We start from the raw sequence: 20,138 nt of genomic DNA, 5'->3' as shown, positions 1-20,138 counted from the left end.
GCGTCGGTATCGTGGATGCGATTACCGGACCGCGCGATAAGAACAAGAGTTTGACAAGACGAAACTAAGGGTGTAGCGGAAATCGGAGTCGTTCGGCGCTACTCCCAGCCCTCGGGCCAGATGCCCGCCGCGCGCAACCCCTCCTCGTAGTTGCCCGCCTGCAGGTTCCCGGCGACCTTCTCGGCGCTCTGGCGGGGCACCTCGTCGGTCGCGGCGAGTTCCCGGACGAGCAGGGCGGTCAGTATCGCGTGCTCCCGTATATTTCGGTCGTCGACCTTGTCGCGGGTGTCGGCGTGGGTGTGGCCCCATCCGCGGCCCCGCTCGCCGCTCTCGCTGTGGAGTTGGAGCGCCGGCACGCCGCGCTTCAAGAACGGCCAGTGGTCGCTGAACGGGTGGACCTGGTCGCGCACGTCTATCGGCTGGTTCGCCTCGTCGGCGACCGTCTTGACCACCTCCCGAATCGTCTCCGAGCCGTGAGTGTGCGCCCGCAGGTCCCGGAACCGCCCCGCGCCGTCGACGTTGACGACGGCGCGGACGGAATCGAGGTCGAGGCGCTCGGCCAGCGCCTCCGCGCCGAGCAGGCCGATCTCCTCGCAGCCGACGCCCGCGACCCTGACCGTCGTGTCGAGGTCGATGTCGGCGAGCAACTGCGCCGCGGCGACGACGGTCGTGATGCCACAGCCGTTGTCGAGCGCGCCCTCGGCGATGTCGTGGGCGTCGTGGTGGCCGACGACGACGATCTCGTCGTCGGTGTCGGGTCCCAGAAGGGCGTGGGCGTTGTGGCCCGTCCCGCGGTCGGTGTCGGCCTCCACGCGGAGCGCGGCGCGAGCGCCGCGCTCCGCGTACTCGGTGAGCCAGTCGCCCGTCTCCATGCTGACGCCGACGCCCGGAATCGCGGCCTCCGCGTCGAACTCGAGCGCCCCCGTCGGCGGGAGTTGGCCGGGCTTGTGGTTCCGGAAGACGAACGCCGCCGCGCCCGCCGCGGCGGCGTGGCCGAACTTCTCCATCCGGTGGACGAACCGCGACCCGCGCGGGGTGGTCGTCGAGGCGACGACGATTTTGCCCGACACGTCGTGTTCGTCGATTTCCTCGGGCGTGCCGTGGCCCGCGTCGACGAGTTCGCCCCGGACCTCGCCCGACGGCGAGTACGGCAACGCGATGGTTTCGAACGAGCGCTCGACGGGGTCGGTGACGGCCAGTTCGGCGTCGCCCCGCGTCCAGCGGCGCATCTCGAACGACTCGACGGTCGCCTCACGGGCGCCCGCCCGCTCGAACCCCTCCGCGACCAGTTCGGCCGCCCGGCGCTCGCCGGGGTGGCCGCCCATCCGGTCGCCGATCTCGGTCAGTCGGGTGATGAACTCCCAGGGGTAGTCGTCGATCCACGCCGCGCCGAGCGCGCGGTCCACGTCGGTCATGGCACGAGATGGGGCGAGCGAGGGAAAAAAGGTGGGGACAGAGATGAGGTTGTGCACGAACGGGAAGGCGAGAACTGGTCACTCGTGACGAACTGCGACGACGCACTAAACGAAACCGCCTCGAAAGCCCCCGCCCGCTCGCGGTCGCTCTGGAGGATATTCACGCTTCGCGCCTGCGGCGCTCGGCGAGAATAGTCGCCTCCAGAGACGACCAAGCGATGCGCGAGCGGCCGGCCCCTTTCAGTCCTACCCGGCGGTCAGTTTCACCGAGCGTCTGCAGAGGTTCGTTTCCCTTTCCGTTCTGCCGGCTTACCGCACCTTCGTGCCCTACCGACCCCGCCCGCTACCGGAACCGCCGACCGAATGACAAAGGCTTACAGGTTGGCTTTCCTAACGGAGTGGTATGAGTTCGGTTCCCGAACGTTCTGATATCGACGCCGAATACAAGTGGGATTTGGAGAGCATCTACACGGACGACGACGACTGGGAGGAGGCCTACGAGGCGGTCCAGGACCGACTCGACGACCTCGCGGCCTACGAGGGCCGACTCACCGAAGACGGCGAGACCCTACTGTCGGCGCTCGAACTTAGCGACGAGATATCCAGGGAGGTCGAGATGGTCGCCTCCTACGCCCGGATGCGCAAGGACGAGAACACCGCCGACCAGCACTATCAGGCGCTCACCTCCCGCGCGATGGCCCTGGCCTCCGAGGCCAACAGCGCGAGCAGTTTCTTCGACCCCGAAATCCAGTCGCTCTCCGAGGAGGAACTCGACCGGATGATAGAGGAGACCGACGGCCTGGAGGCCTACGACCACTACCTCCACGACGTGCTCCGGATGGCCGAACACACCCGGTCGGCCGAGGTCGAGAACGTGCTCGCCGAACTCGGCGAGGTCACCGGCGCGGCCGGCGACATCTACAACATGCTGATGAACTCCGACATGGAGTACGGGACCGTCGAGCGCCCCGACGGCGACGCGGTCGAGATCACCCAGAACAACCTCACGACCCTGCTGAAGGACCCCGACCGCGAGTTCCGCGAGCGCGTCCACGAGACGTTCTACGACCAGATCTCCGACATGCGCAACACCATCGGCACCGCCTACAAGAACAGCGTGAAGGCGGACGTGCGCCTCGCCAGCATCCACGGCTACGACTCGGCCCGCGAGGCGGCGATGGACGGCCCCAACGTCCCGACCGCGGTGTACGACAATCTGCTCGACACCGTCCGGGACAACCTCGACAAACTCCACCGCCACGCCGAACTCAAGCGCCGGGCGCTCGGCGTCGACGAACTCCAGATGTGGGACCTCTACATGCCCATGACCGAGAGCGAGACGCCCGACGTCGAGTACGAGCAGGCGACCGAGTACGTCGTCGACGCCCTCGACGCGCTCGGCGAGGACTACCAGTCCCGGGTCGCGGAGGGCCTCGAATCCCGCTGGGTCGACGTCTACGAGACGCAGAATAAGCGTTCGGGCGCGTACTCCGGCGGTACCTACGACACTCAGCCGTTCATCCTGATGAACTACCAGGACGACATCTCCTCGATGTTCACCCTCGCTCACGAACTGGGCCACTCGCTGCACTCCCAGTTGACGAGCGAAACCCAGCCCTACGTCTACGGGCGCTACGAGATCTTCGTCGCGGAGGTCGCAAGCACCGTCAACGAGACGCTGCTGACCCACCACCTGCTCGAGACCGTCGAGGACCCCGAGTTCCGCCGCCACGTCCTCAACGAGTACCTCGAGCGGTTCCGCTCGACGCTCTACCGCCAAACGATGTTCGCCGACTTCGAGTACCAGGCTCACCAGGTCGTCGAGGACGGCGAGGCGCTGACCCCCGGCCGGGCCGACGAGATCTACGGCGACCTCAAGCGCGAGTTCTACGAACCCGCGGTGGTCGACAACCGAATCGAGCGCGAGTGGATGCGCATCCCGCACTTCTACCGGGCGTACTACGTCTACCAGTACAGCACCGGCATCAGCGCGGCGGTCGCACTGGCCGACAAGATTCTCGAGGAGGGCGAACCCGCCGCCGAACAGTACCTGGAGTTCCTCCGGAGCGGTTCGCGGGGCTACCCGCTCGAACTGCTGGAGACCGCGGGCGTCGACATGGGTTCGCCCGAACCCATCCAGCGCGCGCTCGACGTGTACGACGACCACCTCGACGAGATGGAGACGCTGCTGGACTGATCGGGTCGCTGTTCGACTGCTCGGCCCGCTACCGAACCGCTCGGGTCGCAGATGCAGTGTGCACCGTCCTCGCGGCCGCGGCCGCGAGGACGGCGAACGCCCGTTTCCGCCCCGAGCGAAAACGCCACCAACGGCGGAGATATCCTCCGTGTCCGCCGATTCCGTGTACGTGTTTCTTTCGAGAGAACGACCGAGACCCAAAGGCACTTTTAAGCTGGTCCCCAATGGGGACACAGCAAGGATGTCGCGCAGCCCACCGCTCCCCGACCAACCGACGCTCGAGCTCGACCCCGAAATGACAGAGGGTGAACGGCTCGCGGCGCTTCGAAAGCACTTCGCGGAGATCGTCGAGGTCAACGACACGCTGGAAGACCGCCTCGGCGACGCGCGCGAACGCCGCGACGACCTCCGCGAGGAGGTCGACCACCTCGAACGCGAGAACGAGACCCTCAAGACCACCTCGCTGTACGTCGCCACCGCCGAGGAGGTGACCGACGACGGCATCATCATCAAACAGCACGGCAACAACCAGGAGGTGCTGACGGAGGTGTCCCCGCGCCTGCGCGACGAGATAGAGTCGGGCGACCGCGTGGCGGTCAACGACTCGTTCACCGTCCAGACCATCCTCGAAGCCGAGAAGGACGCCCGCGCCCAGGCGATGGAGGTCGAAGAGAACCCCGAGGTGTCTTACGAGGACATCGGCGGCCTCGAAGAGCAGGTCCGGGAGGTCCGCGAGGCCGTCGAGCAACCGCTGGAGAACCCCGAGCAGTTCGCAGCAGTCGGCATCGAGCCGCCGAGCGGCGTGTTGCTCCACGGCCCGCCGGGCACCGGCAAGACGATGCTCGCGAAGGCCGTCGCCAACCAGACCGACGCCACCTTCATCAAGATGGCCGGTTCCGAGCTGGTCCAGAAGTTCATCGGCGAGGGCGCGAAACTCGTCCGCGACCTCTTCGAACTGGCGAGCCAGCGCGAACCCGCCATCATCTTCATCGACGAGATCGACGCCGTGGCGAGCAAGCGCACCGATTCGAAGACGTCGGGCGACGCGGAGGTCCAGCGGACGATGATGCAGTTGCTTTCGGAGATGGACGGCTTCGAGGACCGCGGGGAGATCCGCATCATCGCGGCGACCAACCGCTTCGACATGCTCGACCGCGCCATCCTCCGGCCCGGTCGCTTCGACCGCCTCATCGAGGTGCCCGACCCCGAGCGCGAGGCCCGCCGGAAGATTCTGTCCATCCACACCTGCGACATGAACGTCTCCGACGACGTCGACTTCGACAAACTCGCGAAGGAGACCGACGGCTTCTCCGGCGCGGAGATAGAGAGCCTGACGACCGAGGCGGGGATGTTCGCCATCCGCGACGGCCGCACGGAGGTCCGGGGCGAGGACTTCGAGGACGCCCTCGAAAAACTGCAGTCCGACGACGACGACGCCGGCAGCATCGTCACGCCGGGGTCGCTACCCAGTTACGCCTACTGACGGACCCGACGGCGACTCGGCGACCCACGAACTCTTTTCGAGAAACGAGATTTCGGATTCGACGACTGCAATCTTCGGTGACGGTCAGTCGTCGTCGACCACGACCTCGACCGGCGCTTCCTCGGCCGTCGCGCGCCGCTGTTCGCCCTGGCGCTCGTGCCAGAGCAGCGCGCCGGCGACGAGGAGGACGATCCACGAGCGCCAGTTGGCGAGGTTGAGCGTGTAGCCGATGCCGAACGGCTTCTCCACCAGCATCCCCTCGTCGGGTTTCCAGTACGACGAGAGCATGCGTCCGATGCTCGGTCGCTCGAAGTTGTACGGAACGCCGAACAGCGAACCGGTGCTAGGTCTGTCTGCCATGGGTAACGTGTACGGCGGACGGGAATAAAGTGCTTTGGCTCTCGGGGCTGTGGCAGTGGGCGTTTCGGGGGTTCCAGGTCGATGAGTTCGTGATGAGCGCGAAGAAGGCGCGAGCCGAAGTCGTGCCGCGAGAGCGAAGCTCCCGCAGACGCCAGCGCACGCCGACGAACCGAAGTCGGTACCGAGAAACCCCTCGGTGAAAGGCACTAACCGAGTCCGACGCGGAATTACTGGTACCGCCCGCGGCCTTCGATTTCTCGCAGGCGCTCCAGCACTTCGTCGTCGCCCGACTCGGCGTAGGCGTCCTCGAACGCCCGACGGAGTTCGTCGGCGTCGTCCGACGTGCCCGCGAGGCTCTGGTCGAAGACGTGGAGGTCCATCGCGTAGTCCTCCGCGTCGTCGGTGTAGTACCCCAGGCCGAAGTCAATGAGGTACGTGCGCTCGGAGTCGACTCTGACGTTCCGGGTCGTCGGGTCGCCGTGGACGAACCCCGCGCCGTGGATGGCCGCGAGGTGGCGCGCCACCTCGCGGCCCCGCGTGTCGGTCAGTCGGTCCCGGAGGTCGGCCTCGCCGACGCGCTCGAAGACCAGCGTCCCCTCGCTGGTGTCGACGTCGAACACCACCGGCGTGGGCACTCCCTGGCGGCGCGCGTCGCTGGTGAGTCGCGCCTCGAGCACGGTCCGGTCCCGGCGGAGCCGCGCGTCGAGGTCGGGGTGGCGGTAACTCTTGGGCAGGCGGCGCTTGGTCACGCGCGACTCGCCGATAGTGACGGTGGCTTCCGCGCCCTTCACTTCCGTCTCGTCCTCGCGCTCGACGGTCACCGACTCCGCGTCGGTTCTCCACGTGACGTTCACCTGGTCAGGCCGGAAGTCCGGGTTCACCGCCGACTCCTCAACGTCGAGCGCGTCGCCCGCCCGGACCATCTCCGCGCCAAGCACGGCGATCATCCCGGCGTTGTCCCGGAGGAACCGTGCGTCGGGCGCGTAGAAGTCGGCGCCCCGCTGGTCGCACATCTCCGCGAGCATCTCCCGAAGGCGGGCGTTCTGCCCGACGCCGCCGCCGAGGACGAGTTCGTCGCTCCCCGTGAGCGACAGCGCGCGCTCGGCGACCTCCGTCAGCATGGCGAAGACGTTCTCTTGCAGGGCGAAACAGACGTCCTCGGTCGGGGTGCCGGCGTCGTAGGCCTGCTTGGCGGCGCTCATGATGCCCGAGAAGGAGAAGTCCATCCCCTTGACCACGTAGGGCAGGTCGGTGTACTCGCCGTCCTTCGCGGCCTCCTCGACCTTCGGGCCGCCGGGGTGGGACCACCCGACGTGCCGGGTGAACTTGTCGATGGCGTTGCCGACGCCGGTGTCCATCGTCTCGCCGAGCACGCGGTACCGGCCGTTGCGGTAGCCCAGCACGTGGGCGTTCGCGCCGCTGGCGTTCAGACAGACCGGCGAGTCGAACCCCGACTGCTGGCGGCCGATTTCGAGGTGGGCCACCATGTGGTTGACCCCGACCAGCGGCACGTCGAGCGTCTGGGCCAGCGCGCGGGCGGCAGTACCGACGGTCCGGAGACACGGCCCGAGACCGGGACCGCGGGAGAAGGCGACGGCGTCGATTTCGCCCTCGGCTTCGGCCAGCGCGGTTTCGACGACCCGCGGGACGGCCTCGCCCATGTGCTCGGCCGCCTCGCGCGGATGAATGCCGCCGCTCTCGGGCTGGTAGGCGTCGGTTTCGATAAAAACCGAGTCGGAGTCGCTCGGGTCGTTCTCGTCGTCGTAAACGGCCGCGCTGGCCGCCCACGCTGTGCCCTCGATGCCGAGGACGCGCATTCCTACTTCCACTCGGTGTAACCGCAACGGCCGCAGTGGAGGCGGTCGTCGTGGTCGGCGAGGAACGAGTCGCCACAGCGCGTGCAGGTTTCCTTGTCGGTGGTGCCGTCGTCGTTGTAGTACTCGTTGCGCGCCATTATTCGGCCTCCTCGGCTTCGGCCTCGGCCTCGGACTCGTTGTCCGCGGCGATCTTGTTACGCTCGAGCATGTACTCCTGCTCGACGTCGCGGGCGGCCTCGGGGCTGTCGTAGACCTTCGCGTAACCCACCGTCTTGCGCATGCCGAACTTGGTGTTCATCTCGTGGACGACGACCTCGCTCGAGTCCTTGTCGAGTTTCGCCGCGAGGCTGTCGCGGACCGACAGACGCGAGGGGGTCGATTCGTCGTGAACTATCTGGAACCGCACTTCGGACCGGTGGAGCATGGGATTTTGCTCCTCCGAGAGGATTTCGACTTCCATGTGTATCACTCAGTTACTCTCTAATTCTGCCCGTAGCGTGTAAAAGGATTTCGAACGACCTTTTGCCGCACTCGGAAGTTCGCCTGTGGCGAACTTCCTCGCTGGCAGAACGTCGATGAAAAGCACCGTCAGAGCTTCGCTCTGACGAGCCTGCGTTCACTTCGCTCACGCAGACACGTCGTCACCGCCTCGTCGGACGCCTCCGGCGTCCTCCTCGACGGTTCCTCGGCCCGCTCGGTTCGAGGCGCGAAGCGCCTCGCGTCGCTCGCGGTAGAAATTGGTTCTACTCTCCGCACGGCACCGCCACCGCAACACCCCTCTCACTCGGCTTCGAGAATTTCGAAGGCCGCCTCGGCGTCACCTTCCATCCGGGTCAGGAGGTCACGCATCCGGGCCTTCGTCTCGTCTGTGACGCTCGCGTGGACCATACCCTCGCCGGGTTGGCCGTAGACGACGCTCGCGCCCGTGGGCGCGGCGACGACGGCGGGCAGGGTCACGAGGTCCTCCTCGCCGTCGACGACGATGACGGTCGGCTCGGGCGCGCTCAGGGCGTCCCGGAGCGCCGCCAGCAGGTCACGGGTCAGGACCGCCGCCGGGTTCTCGACCCGAACTCGGCGAGCGCGCTCGCCGAGTTCGGCGACAGCGTCGGCGACGTCGTCGTCGACCGCCTCGCGCTCGGTGAGGCCGTCGACCACCGCCACGTCGGGCGTGATACCCGCGGCTTCGAGGTGGTAGGTCACGACGTCGCCGACCGCGACCAGCGGTTCGCCCAGTTCCGGGCGCAGTCGCTCGACGTCGGTGCGTATCGGCCCCATCGGCTCCTTGAGTTCGCCGCGGAGTTCGGCCGGCAGGGTGAGGAGGGCGTCCGACACGGTTCCCTCGCTCAGCGGACCTTCAGCGCGTACCGGCCGGGCTGGGTCACTTCCATCTCCTTGGCGATCTCGCTCTTGTCCGGGTGGGAGATGATGACGAAGCCGCTCCAGTCCTCGGTGAGGCTGGTCGACCCGCAGATGGGGCAGGTGTCGGCGTCGGCTTCGGCCACGGCGTGGCACTCGCGGCACGCGAGACGGTTACTCGCCATGCTCACTCACCGGTGGTGGCCTGGCGCTTCTCGCGGTCCTCTTTCAGCCAGCCGTGCTTGCCCAGACCGGGCTGTTTGGCCGTCAGGCCGATCTTGCTCTCGCGCGGGTTGCGCTCGTCGATGCTCTTGGTGACGATGCGCGCTCGGACCGAGTCGCCGACGCCGAGCGTCCGGTTGGACTCCCGGGAGGCGAGCATCTGGCCCTCCTCGTCGTAGGCGAGGTACTCGTCGGAGATTTGGGAGACGTGGAGCAGGCCGTCGACCGGCCCGATGCCCACGAACGCGCCGAAGTTGACCACTTCGACGATCTCGCCGTCCACGACCTCCTGCATCTTCGGGTCGTACGTGACGGCGTCGAAGTCGGCCTCGTAGTAGACGCCCGGCCGGTTGGGAAGCACCGCCCCGTCGCCGATGTCGTGTACGTTCACGACGCTGACGACGCTCCCGACGTCCTCGTCCATCCGCCCTTCGAGTTTGTCCTGCAGCAGCTTCTTCACCAGTTGCGGCGATACGTCCGCGAGGTGCTCTGGGGGCACCTCGACCGTATCCTTGAGTCTGACCCGTTTGTACATGCTATGGTTGACTGATTGCGAGTTTGTTCCGGCCCCTTATATGAATTACCGACGCGCCCACCTCGAGCAGGCGCGCCTTGAGGGGTCCGTCGTTCGTGACGACGTAGTCGAACTCGGGTGCGAGTTCGACCAGCGCGTCGTCGGCGTACGATGCTTCGTGGTCCACGAGCCGACAGCGGTCGTCGGCGAGGTCGGCTCCGACGCTCGCGGCGACCGCCTCCGCGCTCGCGCCCGACGAGAGCTTCTCCAGTTCGTCGCGGACGGCGCGTGGCACCGCGCACTCGTAGTCGCCGAGCAGCCGCGATAGCTCCTCGAAGACCCGCACGTCGGATTCGACGGGCATCATGAGTGCGCTGGTGTCCATGGCGACGGCCGCGACCATCGGCTGCTACTCCCGCAGGGTGCCGACGCCGATCAGCCGCCAGCGCGCACCGATGCGGCGGTTGATGGCGATCTTCGACCCGACGGGCGCGCAGACCGGCCGCTTGAGCGCGACCTCGCACTCGCCCTGGCGAGCGCTCGTCACCGAACCGACGGTCGTCGCGGTGCCGATGGTGAGCATCAGCGGTTCGCCGGTCGATATCTCGTCGACGTCCTCGTTGTCGACGCCGACGAGGCGTTCGAGCAGGTCGACCTCCATCGTGAACTGGCGCCACGTCGGCGGGAGGCTGCCGGGCGACCCGGCGACCTGTCCCGCGAGCGCGTCACCCTTCGTGATGCTGGGGTCGAGTCCGGTGCCGACGCCGAGCAGGCCGCCCGGCGTCACCTCGTCGACCATGTCGCCGCCCGCCTGGAGCGAACGCACGTCGGTCTGGATGGGCTCCCAGCGGGTTTCGCCGCCCTCCTCGACCTCGCGACCGGGGCGGAGTTCGAGGTCGTCGCCCTCGGTGAGTCGACCTTCGACCAGACTGCCGCCGATGACGCCGCCCATCAGTCCCTCCCAGGTCGTCCCCGGGCGGTTGATGTCGAAACTGCGAGCGACGTGCATCCGAGCGTCGGCGTCCGGGTCGCGCTCGGGCGTCGGAATCTCGCGCTCGACGGCGTCGATGAGGAGGTCGATGTTGACCTCCTGCTGGGCGGAGATGGGGACGACCGGCGCGTCCTCGGCGACGGTCCCCTCGACGAACTCCTGTATCTCCTGGTAGTTATCTTGGGCCCGGTCGCGGTCGACCAGGTCGATCTTGTTCTGTGCGATGACGATGTTGTCGATGCCGATGATGTCCAGCGCCATCAGGTGCTCTTCGGTCTGGGCCTGCGGGACGGGGTCGGTGGCGCTGACGACCAGCACCGCGCCGTCCATGATGGCCGCGCCCGACAGCATCGTCGCCATCAGGGTCTCGTGACCGGGCGCGTCCACGAACGACACCGTCCGAAGCACGTCGCTCTCGGTGCCGTCGGGGCAGGTTTCCTCGACCGTGTAGCACTCCGGTTCGTCCATACCGGGGCACTTGCGGAACGTGGCGTCGGCGTAGCCAAGTCGGATGGAGATGCCACGTTTCATCTCCTCGGAGTGCTGGTCTGTCCACTCGCCGGAAAGCGCCTGCACGAGCGTCGTCTTTCCGTGGTCTACGTGGCCGACCAGCCCGATGTTCACCTCCGGTTGGGCGTTGTTTCCTGTCAAAGTTGACCTCCTGGAGTAATTCTACTGGAAGATTCGGCCCGAACGACTGATAAACCTACTGTTCTCGCTCGCCGCTTCGCACTCCGAATCGGCGACGAACGCGGTCCCCGCTAGGCATCGTCTGACTCGGCTCTCGCGGTCGCGGCCGTCCGTCGGCGTCGGCGAGCATCCCCGGTTCGCCCTCGGACGTTCCGGTTTACCCTCGGTACGGCGGCTGACGAGTCTGATTCGGTCCATTATATACTTGACAACTCATCTACACAACCGAGATTAAGCGAACACTTTAGCTCCTCCGGATAACAACTGTCTCACATGAGCGGAACGAGTGAACCGAACCCCGACCTCGCCGACGCCGACGAGGTCACGCTCCAGGAGTGCGAGGACTGCGTCGCCCCGGCCGAGGCGTTCTCGGTCATCGCGAACGAGACGCGACTGTCGATTCTGGAGGCGCTGTGGGCGGCCCCCGAGCGCCCCGTCAGCTTCTCGGAACTCCGACGCGCGGTGGGGATGCGCGACAGCGCGCAGTTCAACTACCACCTGAAACAGCTCACCGACCACTTCGTGGTCCAGACCGACGACGGCTACGATTTCCGACAGGCCGGCAAGAAGGTCGTCCGCGCCATCCTGGCGGGGTCGTTCAACGAACACCCCGAGATGGAGCCGTTCGACGTGACGGGCACCTGCGCGGCCTGCGACGGGACCCTGCGCGCGAGCTACGAGGATGAGCGACTCGTCATCGACTGCACCGAGTGCGGCAAGAACCACGGCTGCTACCCGTTCCCGCCGGGCGGCCTCAACGACCGCACGAACGACGAAATCGCCGACGCGTTCAACCAGCGCGTCCGTCACCTCCACTGCCTGGCCGCCGACGGCGTCTGCCCGGAGTGCAACGGCCGGATGACCACCACGGTCACCCGTGACACCGAGAACTTCCTGGGCCTCGAAGTCCGGGTCGACCACCGCTGCGAGCAGTGTCGCCACCAGCTCTACTCTGCGGTGGGCCTGTCGCTACTCGACCAGTCGGACGTGGTGACGTTCCACCGCGACCACGGCATCGACGTCTGTACCCGGCCCTACTGGGACCTGGAGTGGTGCGTGAGCGACGAGCACACCACGGTCGTCTCGGAGGGCCCCTGGGAGATTCTGGTCGAGATTCCGCTCGACGACGAGGTGCTGTCGGTGACCCTCGACGGGAACCTCGACGTGGTGGAACTCGAACGCGAGAGCCGGTCGGCGTCCTCCAGCAGCGCGAAGGCCATCTGAGACTCACCCTTCTCCGCCGCCGTCCCGGCTCTCTCTTCGGAGCCCTCCGAGGTCCGCCTCGTTCGCGCTTCGTCTTACTCGTGCTCGACTTCGTTCACGTTCCGTCTTCACCGAGTCCAGTTTCACGCGGGTTCTCCGCGAGTTCCGTCTCCTCGCCCGGCGCTCGCCCCCGAATGGACAACCGCTTTACAGAACCCGATTCCGGTAACTCGCCGTGCAGGAGTGTATTTCAGATTACAACTTTATCCCCGCCGCCCCTACTCGTAGGCGAGGAGAAAGAGATGAAGTACGACAACCACGGTACGGCCGCATCGGTCGGTCGAACGACCCGGGGCGAGGGCCTCGTCGCGGCGCTGGTCGCCCGCCTCGCGCTTCCGATCACCGTGCTATCGCTGGTCGCCGCGGCGCTACTGGCCGCCGCGACGCTCGCCACCGCGGCGGCCGTCGTGCCGACGACCGTCCCGGTCCTGCTGGTCGGATGGGTCGCGTCCGTCGGTCTGGCGTTCGCGCTCCCACTGGCGGTGGTCCGCGGCGTCGTCGCGGCGCTCGAACGGTTCGACTGAACGGTGCCTTTTGTCGGATGGCGTCGAAAATCCTTATTCGCGTCCGGCCGCCCAGAGCAGGAGGGGAGTTACCATGTGCCACCCGAGGGACGACTGGGAACGAACCGCGAGCAGAGCGACCGACGAGGCGAACGTCGACGACGAAACCGACGACGGACGACCCGCGCTGCCGGCGCGCGCGAAGGACCGCCTCGTCGCCGGGGCGAGAGCGCTCGTCTCCGGGCGGAGCGACGCCGCCACAGACACGGACGAGGCGGGCGAGAGACGAGAACGCCCGATCCTCGACGCCGATCCGACCGAGGCGGACCTGCGCACCGAGCGCGAAGACGACTCGGACGACGAGGACGCCGAGTCGGAGAAGGGCGAGGTCGTTCCGGCCGACGACTGACCGGCGACCACTACTGACCGACCGCGACCGACCCGCCCGCCGAACGGCGAACTTTTCTTCCCGGCGCGCTCAGTGACGGCCGTGCGCGAGTTCCCCTTCGAGTTGGCCCTGTGCGCCCACCTCGAAGCCCGCGGCGACGCCGTCGTCGCCAGGCAGATCGGCGGCGGCGTCCGTGACCCCGGCAATCGGATTCTCGACGTACTCCGAGTCGAACCCGGCCCGGAGATGGACGCCCGGGCGGCCCTGACCGCCGAGACGATTCCCCCGGCCGCCGTCGAGAGCGACGCGGGCGTCGGGCGCGCCCGACGCCCGCGTGAGGTGTTCGACTGCCACCCCGAGCGGGCCGAACGACTCGCCGAGCGCGCGGTCGAGGTCGGCTTCTTCGAGCGCGAACTCGACGGCCGCATTCGGCAGGTCGCCCGCTACCCCGACGACTGGTTCGGCCGCCTCGTCGGCGTTGAGAACAAACCCGACCTCGGCGACCCCGGCGACCTCGAAGTGCAACTCCGCAAGGACGTCAGTCTCGCGGTCGTCGACGAGGTGGTGCTCGCCACCGAGAGTTACGTGACCGGCGCCCACCTCAACCGCATCCCCGAGGAGGTCGGCGTCTGGCGCTTCGACCCCGAAACCGGCGAGCGCGAGGTGGTCCGCGAGGCCCGGCCGCTCCCGACCGACGAGGCCGGCGTCGAACTCCTCGAAACCCACACCGGCCGGACCGACGTCGCCGTGGTCTCGGCCGCCGAGAAGGCCCGCCAGCGCCGCCGGATGGCCGAACGCGCGTACGGCAAGGGCTGGCGGACCTACGACTTTCCGGCGTGCGCGGAGGCCGAGAGCACAACCCGCGAAGGGAGCGAGGGCCTGCCTTTCTGCCGGTGGAAGGGGAGTCTCGTGAATCCCGTCGAGTGCGGCCCTGACTGCCCCGGCCACGACCCCGCCGACCCGCCGGAGTTCGACGCCGTGGCGGCCCGAGACGGCCGGACGCCGTGGGTCGCCGACCCCGACGGCCGGGCGCGAAAGCAGTCGGGCTTGGACAAGTTCTGGTAGCGAGGAGCGTGTTTTCAGGTGCGATAGCCGACCGAATCACCAGCCGGAAGCGCTCGGTGAACTAGTCCACCGGAAGCGCTTTGCGACACGAACAACCGCAAACGCTCGGCCGACCAACCGGCAGGGTGGTTCTCGTGAGCGAAGCGAACGAGAGCTCGTCGGACCGGAGGTCCGACGGTGGACTGAAAGGGGCCGCCCGCTCGCGTTCACGTGGTCGCCTGGGCGGGCACTATTCTCGCCGAGCGGCAGCGAGGCGTGAATATCCCGGCCAGCGACCGCGAGCGGGCGGGGGCTTTCGAAGTGCTTCCCTCTGCTGTCGCTGTCGCGGCTCGGAGCGAGTGGTCGGAGGCTTTCGAGGAAGTTCCGCTCAACGAGCGAAACAAGACTATTTCCACGAGAGCATCGAACGCCCGCACATGTACGACCGAATCCTGGTGCCGACCGACGGGAGCGAACAGCGTCCGGTCGTCGAACACGCCCTCGACCTCGCCGAACTGACCGGTGCGACCGTCCACGCGCTCTACGTCGTGGACAGGAAGGCCCTCGACTACCAGCCGTCGAAGGAGGGCCGCGAGGAGGCCCGCGAGCGCCGGCGCCAGGAGGGCGGCGAAGCCACCGACGATATCGCTCGGCAAGGGGCCGAGCGGAGCGTCGAAGTCGTCACCGCCGTCGAGGAGGGCGACCCCGCGGGCGTCATCGGCGAGTACGCCGACGAGCGGGACGTCGACCTGCTCGTGATGGGGACCCAGGGCCGGTCGGGCGTCGACCGCTACGTCCTCGGGAGCGTCACCGAGCGAGTGGTCCGCGCGAGCGACGTGCCGGTGTTGACGGTGAACCTCGCGCGCCAGGGTCGGGCGGTCCGGGACGACGAGTCCGCCCGCGAGCGCGCCCGGCGTGCGCTCGAAGACGAGGGCCGCGCCGTTGCCGAATTCCCCGAAGAACCGTACCGCGAGAGCAACACCTGGCTCGTCCGGGCGCGGACCGAGGGCGGCGAGGCGTTCAACGTCCACATCGACGCCAACACGGGCGAGGCGCGCCTCGCCAGGATTCGCCGGTAGCGGCCGCTCCGCCGAGAATTTCGCTCGCTCGCGGTTCCGAATTCACTCCACGACCTCTACCACGGGGTCGTCGGCTACCATCTGGGCGAGGACGACCCTCGGCACGGTCGGACCGCGATCGGTCGAGTCGGAGTCGGTCGACCCGCGGGCGGTCGAATCACTGGCGGGCGACCGCGACTCGGCCGTCCGGTCGAGCACCTCGTCGGCAACCTCGCGGGCCGTCTCGCGGAGGTCGGCGTCGTCGACCATGTTGACGACCGGGACCGCGGTCGCGTCGGCCGGCACGCCCTTCAGGCCGCCCGCCTCGTGGGCGAGGACGGCGGCGACGTCCTCGGGCCGAATCGGGTCGCCCAACTCGCGGCCCGTGAGTTCGGCGACCACCTCGGGCCGGTGGACGTGCTCGGCCGAGAGGCGCTCGCCGACGACCTTCGCGCTGGCGATGGGAACCACCGTGTCGGCCGCCGCGGGGACCTGCGGTTCGCGCTCGTCGGGCGCCTTCAGCCAGCGGGTGCGCGCCCCGTCGGCCTTCACGAGCACCGGCCCGGCGTGGGCGTCGGCGAGCGCCGCGACCGTCTCGGGGTCGTAGCCGCGGTAGCGGTCCGGGCGCTCGCGCTCGGGCACGAGGCCGAGCGGCCAACTATCGGCATCGGCGTCCGACAGCGCCGAAACCGGTTCGTCGGTGACGGCGAGGTCGGCGACCTCGCCGTCGAAGATGGGGATGCGGACCGTCGCCGTCACCACCGCGCGCGAGAGGCGGTCGGCCAGCGCGTAGAGGGTCGTCTTCTTCCCGCCCGCGCCGACCATGCAGGTCAACTCGCGAGCGTCGAGCGCGTCGGCGAGGTCCTTCGTCATCGGGTTTCCTCCGAGGCCGGACGGTCGGCGATGCCGACCGTCCAGCCCGGCTCTCGCTCGTAGAGCCTCGCCATCCGGCCGACGAACGCGAGTTTCAGCGCCATCGCGGCCGCCGTCGCCGCGGCGGCCGCCCGCGGTTTCCGGCGGACCGCCGCGTACAGCGCGTAGGCGAAGACGGGAACGTTGAGGACGTTCAACCAGTTGGCCAGGCCGGCGTCGGCGCCCCGCAACCACAGTTGCTCGCCGCGGACGCCCTTCGTCATCCACCCTTCCTCGGCGCCGTCGGGCCCCGACGCGTCGGCCTCACGGGCCGGGAAGAGCACCGGGTTGACCAACACGAACGCCACCGTCGCGCCGAGGAGCGCCCAGTTCCGCCGGTAGAGCGCGTAGACGAGCAGCGGTCCGGTCGGCACGCGCGACCACCCGCTGGCGGGGTTGGCGTGGCGGTCCCAGAAGAACTCCGACTCGGCGAACCGTCGCCTGAGCGTCGTCGTTGCCATGGCTTCGGCTACGACGCCGACCCCCATTAGCTCACCCGCCAGGAGTTGGTCTTACACCGAGGCGGTGACCTGAGCCATTCCGTAGTCAGCGGTGGTGCTGGACTCCTTGAGAATCTCACCGTCTTTCATAATATTGATGCTTAGCTTCTTGCCCGCGCCTTTGTCCTTCTTCTGGGCGTTCGCCGAGACGATGGAAGGAGAACCCTTCACTTCGAGCGTCTTCGGTCCGGTCCCCTGGACCGACCTAGAGCTTCCGTCGCCGGAAATCGACCCCTGCCACTCGCCGTCGTAGACGACCTCGACCGAGAGCTTCGCACCCCCGGATTGACTGCCACTCGATTCCGAGTTGTACTCGGAGGCGGTGACTTGCGCGAGTCCGTACTCGGCTTCGGTGGAACTCTCTTCGAGGATTTCTCCATCTCTCAAAATCTTGACGGTCAGATCTTTCCCTGCACCTTTGTCCTTCTTCTGGGCGTTCGCTGAAATGATGGAGGGGTTCCCTTTCACTTCAACTGTTTTCGGTCCGGTTCCCTGAATCGACTTCGAACTGCCGTCGGCGGAAATCGACCCCTGCCATTCGCCGTCGTAGACGACCTTGACTGCGAACGTTCCCTTCGACGATTTAGCGGGTTCGGTCGTCTCGCCGCCGCTCGTCGTCGCGTCACCGTCCTCGTTCGCCGTCGTCGTATCCGCGTTCTCGACCGTCGTCGCGTCACTGCTACCGTCGTCGGTCGTCGTGTCGCCGCCGCCCGAACAGCCTGAGAGTGTAAGTGAGAGAGTCGTTCCGCTAGCCATCAGAAACCGACGTCGACTGAATGGACTTTCATCCATGCATATATGTCTACTCGCAGACCTATATTTATGATTTGATTTCTGACTGTCCGTCCGGACGACAGCTCGCCGCCGTCGTTCGATGCTAAACATTCAAAAGTGATACCGTCGATATTCGAATCCATGTTACCGTCCTCTCGGCGGCGATTCGCCGCCGTCGCGACGCTACTGTGTTGCCTCTCGGTGATGACGCCCGCCGCGGCCGTCGCGCCGACCGGAACGGCCGAAAACGGCGCGACCGCTCCGAACGCCGCCACTGCGCCGGGCGTCCATCCGGAGTCGAGTCCGGCGACCCTCCAGAACGCGACCGGTCCCTGCACGGGCGTCATCAAATCGCCCGCGAATGGGATGACGGTCGTCAGCGTCCAGGGGTACAAGTTCGGCAAAAACGGCGGCAAGCGCCCGGCGAAACTGGTCGGCGTCGGCCCGCGCGGGAACGTCGAGTGGGTCCACCACAGCGCCGCGAAGTACGACGTGGTCTGGGGGTACGACGTCGACCCGATGGCCAACGGCAACGTGTTCGTCACCGCGACCGTGAAGGGCCACAAAACGGTCGTCTACGAACTCAACCCCCGAACCCAGGAGCGGGTCTGGTCGAAGATGTTCGACGTCGCCGACACCCACGACGCCGACCTCATCAACAACGGCACCGCCATCGCGGTGGCGAACATGCGCAACTACCACCCGAGTAACCAGACCAACGACGACCGGGTGTTCGTCTACAACCGCACGACCCAGAACATCACGTGGCAGTGGCGCTTCGACGACCACTACGACCCGAAGAACCTGGAGGAGAACTACACCCACGACTGGACCCACCTCAACGACGTCGACAAGGTGGGCGAGGACCGCTTCCTCCTCTCGCCCCGCAACTTCGACCAGGCCATCGTGGTCGACCGCTCGTCGAACGAGATCGTGATGAAACTCGGCGAGGACGGGAAGAAGAACATCCTCAACCAGCAGCACAACCCCGACTTCCTCCGGAGCGAGAACGGCACGCCGACCATCCTGGTCGCCGACAGCGAGAACGGCCGCATCGTCGAGTACGCGAATCCGGACGGCGTCTCCGCGAGCGAAGCGAGTGGAGGCTCGTCAGACGAGTCTGACGGCGACCTGAAGAACGGGCAGGGCTGGAACCCCGTCTGGACGCTCAAGGGCGACCTGAAGTGGCCCCGCGACGCCGACCGCCTGCCCAACGGCAACACGCTCGTCTCCGACTCCAGCCACAACCGCGTGGTCGAGGTCACGCCGAAGGGCGACATCGTCTGGGAGTTCTACGCGCCGTGGCTGGTCTACGACGCCGCCCGGGTGACTGACCCGAACGAGAGCGGCGGCCCGACCATGCGCGACATCAACGCCTCCGGCACCTACAAGGTCGGAAGCGGTGCGGGACTCCACAAGAACGACTCGAAACTGTCCGCCTGCCACGCCGCGCTCCAGAACGCGAGCGGGAGGGTCGGCGACCAGGGCCTGACGACGAACGAAACCGACGAGGGCGCGATGCAGGACGCGGGGTCCGAGACGACCGACGCGTCTGACACGACCGCCCACGGCGACCCCGGCGCGTCGGTTCCGGGCTTCGGCGTCCCCGCGGCGCTCGCGGCGCTGGTCGCCGCGGCACTGCTGGCCCGGCGGGACTGAAGACAATCGATTTTCCTCCCGCGTTCGCCGCGGGAACCGTCGGCCGTGACTACAGCCGATACCGCTCGCCGTCGACGGCGAGCGGTTCCTCGAAGGCCTCCTCGACGGGGTAGTAATGAGCGAGGTGGACCAGTCGGGTTTCGGCGGCGTCGAGGTCATCGGCGAGCGCGAGCGCTCCCTCTCGCGTCATGTGCTTCGTACCGAAGGTCCGGGGGACGCCGTCGGGACCGTGGTGGTCGCCGCCCGCGGGGTGGTACTCGCAGAGGTCGGCGGGGACGATGGCGTCGGCCAGCAGGAGGTCGGCGTCGGCCAGGGCTTCGCGCGAGCGGTCCGGAATCCCGTAACTCGTATCGCCGGTCATGGAGAGCTTCGCGCCCGTCTCGGGGTCGCGGACGACGACGCCGTAGCACACCAGCGGCGGGTGGTCGACCGGCACGAGCGTCACCTCGAACCCGCAGGCCGCGAACGTCTCGTGTGGTGCGCGGCCGTGGACGGTCACCCGGTCGAGGTAGTCGTACTTGTGCCGGACGGTGTCTGCGACGCTCTCGCCGGTCGCGGGGTCCGTCTCGTCGGCCGCGTGGACCGGCAGGTCGTCGAGCAGTCGGTAGACGTTTCCGAGGCCGTCCAAGTGGTCGAAGTGAATGTGGGTCACTATCGCCTCGTCGGGCAGGGCGACGTCGCGGTGGAGGAACTGGTGGCGGAAGTCGGGGCTGGCGTCGACCAGCAGGCACTCGCCGGTGCGGTCGTTGCGGACGTGGACCGAAAAGCGGGTGCGCTCGACGCCGCGCTCTCTGGCTTCCTCGCAGGTGTCGCAGTCGCAGCCCGGCGTCGGGGTGCCCGTGGTATCGCCGGTGCCGAGGAGGGTGACCTGCATCTGTCGAAGCGGTAGGGACTCGGGATAGAAAGCTTTCGGGGACGGGAACAGCGGGCGCCGGTCGCAATCGACCGGCGCCTGCGAGCAAGTCTAAGGCGGCCCCGACCGAACGGGACGC

22 protein-coding genes are annotated in these 20,138 nt (G+C 67.5%); 8 read left to right on the top strand and 14 right to left on the bottom strand.

The window, feature by feature from the left end:
• Positions 1-98 precede the first annotated feature (98 nt).
• Positions 99-1,415 carry a M28 family metallopeptidase gene (locus tag NGM07_RS10035; protein ID WP_253510688.1) on the bottom strand — a complete coding sequence of 439 codons (1,317 nt, stop codon included), beginning with the start codon at positions 1,413-1,415 and terminating at the stop codon, positions 99-101.
• 403 nt (positions 1,416-1,818) lie between these two features.
• Here NGM07_RS10035 and pepF point away from each other — a divergent pair, with 403 nt between their 5' ends.
• Both pepF and pan2 read left to right on the top strand, forming a co-directional pair.
• Positions 1,819-3,612, top strand: a complete 1,794-nt coding sequence (gene pepF / locus NGM07_RS10030) for an oligoendopeptidase F (RefSeq protein WP_253510685.1) — start codon at positions 1,819-1,821, stop codon at positions 3,610-3,612.
• A gap of 241 nt (positions 3,613-3,853) precedes the next feature.
• Positions 3,854-5,095, top strand: a complete 1,242-nt coding sequence (gene pan2, locus NGM07_RS10025) for a proteasome-activating nucleotidase Pan2 (RefSeq protein ID WP_253520126.1) — start codon at positions 3,854-3,856, stop codon at positions 5,093-5,095.
• Between the two features lie 84 nt (positions 5,096-5,179).
• Here pan2 and NGM07_RS10020 read toward each other — a convergent pair whose 3' ends face one another.
• The 9 genes from NGM07_RS10020 to NGM07_RS09980 form a co-directional block, all read right to left on the bottom strand.
• Positions 5,180-5,455: a DUF5808 domain-containing protein gene (locus NGM07_RS10020; RefSeq protein WP_253520125.1), complete on the bottom strand. Its 276-nt coding sequence runs from the start codon at positions 5,453-5,455 to the stop codon at positions 5,180-5,182.
• A 227-nt stretch (positions 5,456-5,682) separates the two neighbouring features.
• Positions 5,683-7,272: a bifunctional N(6)-L-threonylcarbamoyladenine synthase/serine/threonine protein kinase gene (locus NGM07_RS10015; protein ID WP_253520124.1), complete on the bottom strand. Its 1,590-nt coding sequence runs from the start codon at positions 7,270-7,272 to the stop codon at positions 5,683-5,685.
• Between the two features lie 2 nt (positions 7,273-7,274).
• Entirely contained in the window at positions 7,275-7,409 is a 135-nt protein-coding gene (locus NGM07_RS10010; RefSeq protein ID WP_253520123.1) for a 30S ribosomal protein S27ae, read from the bottom strand.
• A complete protein-coding gene (locus NGM07_RS10005) occupies positions 7,409-7,732 on the bottom strand; it encodes a 30S ribosomal protein S24e (protein WP_253520172.1) in 324 nt (107 codons plus the stop codon). Before NGM07_RS10005 ends, NGM07_RS10010 begins: the two co-directional genes overlap by 1 nt.
• A gap of 320 nt (positions 7,733-8,052) precedes the next feature.
• The gene (locus NGM07_RS10000) at positions 8,053-8,604 is read right to left on the bottom strand and encodes a GTP-dependent dephospho-CoA kinase family protein (protein ID WP_253520122.1); all 552 of its coding nucleotides are present in this window, start codon (positions 8,602-8,604) and stop codon (positions 8,053-8,055) included.
• 11 nt (positions 8,605-8,615) lie between these two features.
• Positions 8,616-8,813: a transcription elongation factor subunit Spt4 gene (gene spt4 / locus NGM07_RS09995; RefSeq protein ID WP_253520121.1), complete on the bottom strand. Its 198-nt coding sequence runs from the start codon at positions 8,811-8,813 to the stop codon at positions 8,616-8,618.
• A gap of 2 nt (positions 8,814-8,815) precedes the next feature.
• Positions 8,816-9,385 carry a DNA-directed RNA polymerase gene (locus tag NGM07_RS09990; RefSeq protein WP_253520119.1) on the bottom strand — a complete coding sequence of 190 codons (570 nt, stop codon included), beginning with the start codon at positions 9,383-9,385 and terminating at the stop codon, positions 8,816-8,818.
• 1 nt (position 9,386) lies between these two features.
• Complete coding sequence (locus NGM07_RS09985) at positions 9,387-9,767, bottom strand: PIN domain-containing protein (protein WP_253520118.1); 381 nt, start codon at positions 9,765-9,767, stop codon at positions 9,387-9,389.
• A gap of 6 nt (positions 9,768-9,773) precedes the next feature.
• On the bottom strand, positions 9,774-11,006 hold the full coding sequence (locus tag NGM07_RS09980) for a translation initiation factor IF-2 subunit gamma (protein WP_253520116.1): 1,233 nt from the start codon (positions 11,004-11,006) through the stop codon (positions 9,774-9,776).
• A 312-nt stretch (positions 11,007-11,318) separates the two neighbouring features.
• On the opposite strand from NGM07_RS09980, the gene NGM07_RS09975 reads away from it, so the two are divergent.
• The 5 genes from NGM07_RS09975 to NGM07_RS09955 all read left to right on the top strand — a co-directional run bounded on the left by NGM07_RS09975 (position 11,319) and on the right by NGM07_RS09955 (position 15,322).
• On the top strand, positions 11,319-12,269 hold the full coding sequence (locus tag NGM07_RS09975) for a winged helix-turn-helix domain-containing protein (protein WP_253520114.1): 951 nt from the start codon (positions 11,319-11,321) through the stop codon (positions 12,267-12,269).
• A gap of 281 nt (positions 12,270-12,550) precedes the next feature.
• Positions 12,551-12,832 carry a hypothetical protein gene (locus tag NGM07_RS09970; RefSeq protein WP_253520113.1) on the top strand — a complete coding sequence of 94 codons (282 nt, stop codon included), beginning with the start codon at positions 12,551-12,553 and terminating at the stop codon, positions 12,830-12,832.
• Between the two features lie 73 nt (positions 12,833-12,905).
• The gene (locus NGM07_RS09965; protein ID WP_253520112.1) at positions 12,906-13,220 is read left to right on the top strand and encodes a hypothetical protein; all 315 of its coding nucleotides are present in this window, start codon (positions 12,906-12,908) and stop codon (positions 13,218-13,220) included.
• Positions 13,221-13,301: 81 nt separating this feature from the next.
• Positions 13,302-14,264 carry a DUF5787 family protein gene (locus tag NGM07_RS09960; protein WP_253520111.1) on the top strand — a complete coding sequence of 321 codons (963 nt, stop codon included), beginning with the start codon at positions 13,302-13,304 and terminating at the stop codon, positions 14,262-14,264.
• Between the two features lie 416 nt (positions 14,265-14,680).
• Entirely contained in the window at positions 14,681-15,322 is a 642-nt protein-coding gene (locus NGM07_RS09955; protein WP_253520110.1) for a universal stress protein, read from the top strand.
• 42 nt (positions 15,323-15,364) lie between these two features.
• Here NGM07_RS09955 and yqeC read toward each other — a convergent pair whose 3' ends face one another.
• Genes yqeC through NGM07_RS09940 form a run of 3 tightly spaced genes read right to left on the bottom strand, consistent with a single transcriptional unit; the run spans position 15,365 to position 17,469 of the window.
• Positions 15,365-16,174, bottom strand: a complete 810-nt coding sequence (yqeC, locus tag NGM07_RS09950; RefSeq protein WP_253520109.1) for a selenium cofactor biosynthesis protein YqeC — start codon at positions 16,172-16,174, stop codon at positions 15,365-15,367.
• Positions 16,171-16,674: a DUF6653 family protein gene (locus NGM07_RS09945; protein ID WP_253520108.1), complete on the bottom strand. Its 504-nt coding sequence runs from the start codon at positions 16,672-16,674 to the stop codon at positions 16,171-16,173. Before NGM07_RS09945 ends, yqeC begins: the two co-directional genes overlap by 4 nt.
• Positions 16,675-16,725: 51 nt before the next feature.
• Entirely contained in the window at positions 16,726-17,469 is a 744-nt protein-coding gene (locus tag NGM07_RS09940) for a hypothetical protein (RefSeq protein ID WP_253520107.1), read from the bottom strand.
• Positions 17,470-17,628: 159 nt separating this feature from the next.
• Here NGM07_RS09940 and NGM07_RS09935 point away from each other — a divergent pair, with 159 nt between their 5' ends.
• Positions 17,629-19,146 carry a PGF-CTERM sorting domain-containing protein gene (locus NGM07_RS09935; RefSeq protein ID WP_253520106.1) on the top strand — a complete coding sequence of 506 codons (1,518 nt, stop codon included), beginning with the start codon at positions 17,629-17,631 and terminating at the stop codon, positions 19,144-19,146.
• Between the two features lie 49 nt (positions 19,147-19,195).
• Here NGM07_RS09935 and NGM07_RS09930 read toward each other — a convergent pair whose 3' ends face one another.
• Complete coding sequence (locus NGM07_RS09930) at positions 19,196-20,020, bottom strand: MBL fold metallo-hydrolase (RefSeq protein ID WP_253520105.1); 825 nt, start codon at positions 20,018-20,020, stop codon at positions 19,196-19,198.
• Positions 20,021-20,138: the final 118 nt, after the last annotated feature.

The organism is Halorussus vallis (assembly GCF_024138165.1).
GTDB lineage: Archaea > Halobacteriota > Halobacteria > Halobacteriales > Haladaptataceae > Halorussus > Halorussus vallis.
The sequence above is the reverse complement of the archived record's forward strand: the minus strand, read 5'-3'. Positions and strand labels throughout refer to the sequence as shown.

What these genes read in the sequence shown, in the direction of transcription:
- NGM07_RS10035 (WP_253510688.1), bottom strand. Translation starts at nt 1,415, where the DNA reads ATGACCGACGTGGACCGCGCGCTCGGCGCGGCGTGGATCGACGACTAC.
- pepF (WP_253510685.1), top strand. Translation starts at nt 1,819, where the DNA reads ATGAGTTCGGTTCCCGAACGTTCTGATATCGACGCCGAATACAAGTGG.
- pan2 (WP_253520126.1), top strand. Translation starts at nt 3,854, where the DNA reads ATGTCGCGCAGCCCACCGCTCCCCGACCAACCGACGCTCGAGCTCGAC.
- NGM07_RS10020 (WP_253520125.1), bottom strand. Translation starts at nt 5,455, where the DNA reads ATGGCAGACAGACCTAGCACCGGTTCGCTGTTCGGCGTTCCGTACAAC.
- NGM07_RS10015 (WP_253520124.1), bottom strand. Translation starts at nt 7,272, where the DNA reads ATGCGCGTCCTCGGCATCGAGGGCACAGCGTGGGCGGCCAGCGCGGCC.
- NGM07_RS10010 (WP_253520123.1), bottom strand. Translation starts at nt 7,409, where the DNA reads ATGGCGCGCAACGAGTACTACAACGACGACGGCACCACCGACAAGGAA.
- NGM07_RS10005 (WP_253520172.1), bottom strand. Translation starts at nt 7,732, where the DNA reads ATGGAAGTCGAAATCCTCTCGGAGGAGCAAAATCCCATGCTCCACCGG.
- spt4 (WP_253520121.1), bottom strand. Translation starts at nt 8,813, where the DNA reads ATGGCGAGTAACCGTCTCGCGTGCCGCGAGTGCCACGCCGTGGCCGAA.
- NGM07_RS09990 (WP_253520119.1), bottom strand. Translation starts at nt 9,385, where the DNA reads ATGTACAAACGGGTCAGACTCAAGGATACGGTCGAGGTGCCCCCAGAG.
- NGM07_RS09985 (WP_253520118.1), bottom strand. Translation starts at nt 9,767, where the DNA reads ATGGTCGCGGCCGTCGCCATGGACACCAGCGCACTCATGATGCCCGTC.
- NGM07_RS09975 (WP_253520114.1), top strand. Translation starts at nt 11,319, where the DNA reads ATGAGCGGAACGAGTGAACCGAACCCCGACCTCGCCGACGCCGACGAG.
- NGM07_RS09970 (WP_253520113.1), top strand. Translation starts at nt 12,551, where the DNA reads ATGAAGTACGACAACCACGGTACGGCCGCATCGGTCGGTCGAACGACC.
- NGM07_RS09965 (WP_253520112.1), top strand. Translation starts at nt 12,906, where the DNA reads ATGTGCCACCCGAGGGACGACTGGGAACGAACCGCGAGCAGAGCGACC.
- NGM07_RS09955 (WP_253520110.1), top strand. Translation starts at nt 14,681, where the DNA reads ATGTACGACCGAATCCTGGTGCCGACCGACGGGAGCGAACAGCGTCCG.
- yqeC (WP_253520109.1), bottom strand. Translation starts at nt 16,174, where the DNA reads ATGACGAAGGACCTCGCCGACGCGCTCGACGCTCGCGAGTTGACCTGC.
- NGM07_RS09945 (WP_253520108.1), bottom strand. Translation starts at nt 16,674, where the DNA reads ATGGCAACGACGACGCTCAGGCGACGGTTCGCCGAGTCGGAGTTCTTC.
- NGM07_RS09940 (WP_253520107.1), bottom strand. Translation starts at nt 17,469, where the DNA reads ATGGCTAGCGGAACGACTCTCTCACTTACACTCTCAGGCTGTTCGGGC.
- NGM07_RS09935 (WP_253520106.1), top strand. Translation starts at nt 17,629, where the DNA reads ATGTTACCGTCCTCTCGGCGGCGATTCGCCGCCGTCGCGACGCTACTG.
- NGM07_RS09930 (WP_253520105.1), bottom strand. Translation starts at nt 20,020, where the DNA reads ATGCAGGTCACCCTCCTCGGCACCGGCGATACCACGGGCACCCCGACG.